2 protein-coding genes and 1 pseudogene are annotated in these 2690 nt (G+C 66.3%); all 3 read left to right on the plus strand.

Annotated features, from left to right (window positions below):
• A partial coding sequence (gene atpA / locus B3E43_RS13255; RefSeq protein WP_292030260.1) for a F0F1 ATP synthase subunit alpha occupies positions 1-1041 on the plus strand: 1041 nt, incomplete at its 5' end.
• A gap of 32 nt (positions 1042-1073) precedes the next feature.
• Complete coding sequence (locus B3E43_RS13260) at positions 1074-1952, plus strand: F0F1 ATP synthase subunit gamma (protein ID WP_292030262.1); 879 nt, start codon at positions 1074-1076, stop codon at positions 1950-1952.
• 54 nt (positions 1953-2006) lie between these two features.
• Positions 2007-2690: pseudogene (locus B3E43_RS13265) on the plus strand (F0F1 ATP synthase subunit beta); the annotation flags it as partial.

Genomic DNA, 2690 nt, shown 5'->3' on the forward strand with positions numbered 1-2690 from the left:
GAGCTGATCATCGGCGACCGTCAGGTCGGCAAGACCGCTGTCGCCATCGACACCATCCTGAACCAGAAGAGCACCAACGCCGCCGCCGCGTCGGAAGGCGAGAAGCTTTACTGCATCTACGTCGCCATCGGTCAGAAGCGCTCGACCGTGGCCCAGATCGTCAAGACACTCGAGGAGCGCGGCGCCCTGGACTACACCATCGTCGTCGCCGCCACGGCCTCCGAGCCGGCCCCGCTGCAGTTCCTGGCCCCGTTCTCGGGCACGGCCATGGGCGAGTTCTTCCGCGACAACGGCATGCACGCCCTGATCGTCTATGACGACCTGTCGAAGCAGGCTGTGGCCTATCGCCAGATGTCCCTGCTGCTGCGCCGTCCGCCGGGCCGCGAAGCCTATCCGGGCGACGTCTTCTATCTGCACAGCCGGCTGCTCGAGCGTTCGGCCAAGCTGAACGCCGACTACGGCTCGGGCTCGATGACCGCCCTGCCGCTGATCGAGACCCAGGCCAACGACGTCTCGGCCTACATCCCCACCAACGTGATCTCGATCACCGACGGCCAGATCTTCCTCGAATCCGACCTGTTCTACCAGGGCATCCGCCCGGCCGTGAACGTCGGCATCTCGGTGTCGCGCGTGGGCTCCTCGGCCCAGACCAAGGCGATGAAGAAGGTCGCCGGCTCGATCAAGGGCGAACTGGCCCAATATCGGGAAATGGCCGCCTTCGCGAAATTCGGCTCGGACCTCGACGCCTCGACCCAGAAACTGCTGGCCCGCGGCGCCCGCCTGACCGAGCTGCTGAAGCAGCCGCAGTACAGCCCGCTGACCATGGAAGAGCAGGTCGTCTCGGTTTACGCCGGCACGCGCGGCTATCTGGACGGCATCGCGGTCGGCGACATCGGCCGCTTCGAGAGCGAGCTGCTGGCCCGCATCAAGTCGTCGAACGCCGGCCTGCTGGACGGCATCCGCGCCAAGAAGGACCTCACCGCCGAGCTCGAAGCCGAGCTGAAGTCGGTGCTGGACGCCTTCCTCAAGACCTTCGCCTGAGACCGGACCGGATAGCGAGAAAGTAGCGCCGGATGGCCAGCCTCAAGGAAATGCGCAATCGGATCGGAAGCGTCAAGTCGACGCAGAAGATCACGAAAGCCCTGAACATGGTCGCCGCGGCCAAGCTGAAGCGCGCCCAGGACCAGGCTGAAAGCGCCCGTCCCTATGCCCGCAAGATGGCCGCGGTCATCGCCAACCTCGCCGCCGGCGTGTCCGGCGACGGGGCGCCGAAACTGCTGGCCGGCACGGGATCGGACAAGAAGCACCTGATCGTCGTCGCCACCGGCGACAAGGGTCTGGCGGGCGGGTTCAACACCAACGTCATCCGGGCTGCGCGCGAGCGGATCAACAGCCTGATCGCCGCCGGCAAGGACGTCCGCATCATCGCCGTGGGCCGCAAGTCCCGCGACGGCCTGTCCCGTCTCTACGGCGACAAGCTGGTGAAGACATTCGAGATGTCGGACCACAAGGTCATCGGCCTTCCGGCGGCTGAGCCGATCGCGGCCCTGATCGCCGAGGAGTTCGAGGCCGGAAACGCCGACGTCGTCACCCTGTTCTACAGCCGCTTCCAGTCGGTCATCGCCCAGATCCCGACGCCGAAACAGCTCATCCCGGCCGTCGTCGACGGCGACGCCCCGCCGATCGACCTGAACGGCGCGACCTACGAATACGAGCCGTCGGAAGAGGAAATCCTCGAGACGCTCCTGCCGCGCAACATCACCACCCAGGTGCTGGCCGCCCTCTACGAGAACCAGGCCAGCTTCTTCGGGGCCCAGATGGGCGCGATGGACAACGCCACGCGCAATGCGGGCGACCTGATCAACAGCCTGACCCTGCAGTACAACCGCAAGCGTCAGGCCCAGATCACCACCGAACTGATCGAGATCATCGCCGGCGCCGAAGCCCTCTGATCCGAACCCCGCCCAGATACACGCCAAGCACGACCTTCCGAACGGAACGAACCGATGACCGACACCACCGCCAAGAAACCCGCCGCCAAGAAGCCGGCTGCTCCCAAGGCTCCGAAGGCCGCCGCCGCCACCGGTAACGCCGCCTATACGGCCGGCACCGGCGTGGGCAGGATCGCCCAGGTCATCGGCGCCGTCGTCGACGTCGAGTTCACCGGCCAGCTGCCGGCGATCCTGAACGCCCTGGAGACGCAGAACGTCGACCAGAAGACCGGCAAGCCCTTCACCCTGGTTCTGGAAGTCGCCCAGCACCTCGGCGAGAACATGGTCCGCACCATTGCCATGGACACCTCGGAAGGCCTGACGCGCGGCCAGGCCGTGACCGACACCGGCACCTCCATCCTGGCCCCGGTCGGCCCCGGCACCCTCGGCCGGATCATGAACGTCGTCGGCGCGCCGATCGACGAGCAAGGCCCGATCAAGACCACCATGTACCGCCCGATCCACCGCGAGGCGCCCTCGTTCGAAGAGCAGTCGACCTCGTCGGAAATCCTCGTCACGGGGATCAAGGTCATCGACCTGATGTGCCCCTACACCAAGGGCGGCAAGATCGGCCTGTTCGGCGGCGCCGGCGTGGGCAAGACCGTGACCATGCAGGAACTGATCAACAACATCGCCAAGGCCTACGGCGGTTATTCGGTTCTGGCCGGCGTGGGTGAGCGCACCCGCGAGGGCAACGAC

Source organism: Brevundimonas sp. UBA2416, from assembly GCF_002343105.1.
Taxonomy (GTDB): domain Bacteria; phylum Pseudomonadota; class Alphaproteobacteria; order Caulobacterales; family Caulobacteraceae; genus Brevundimonas.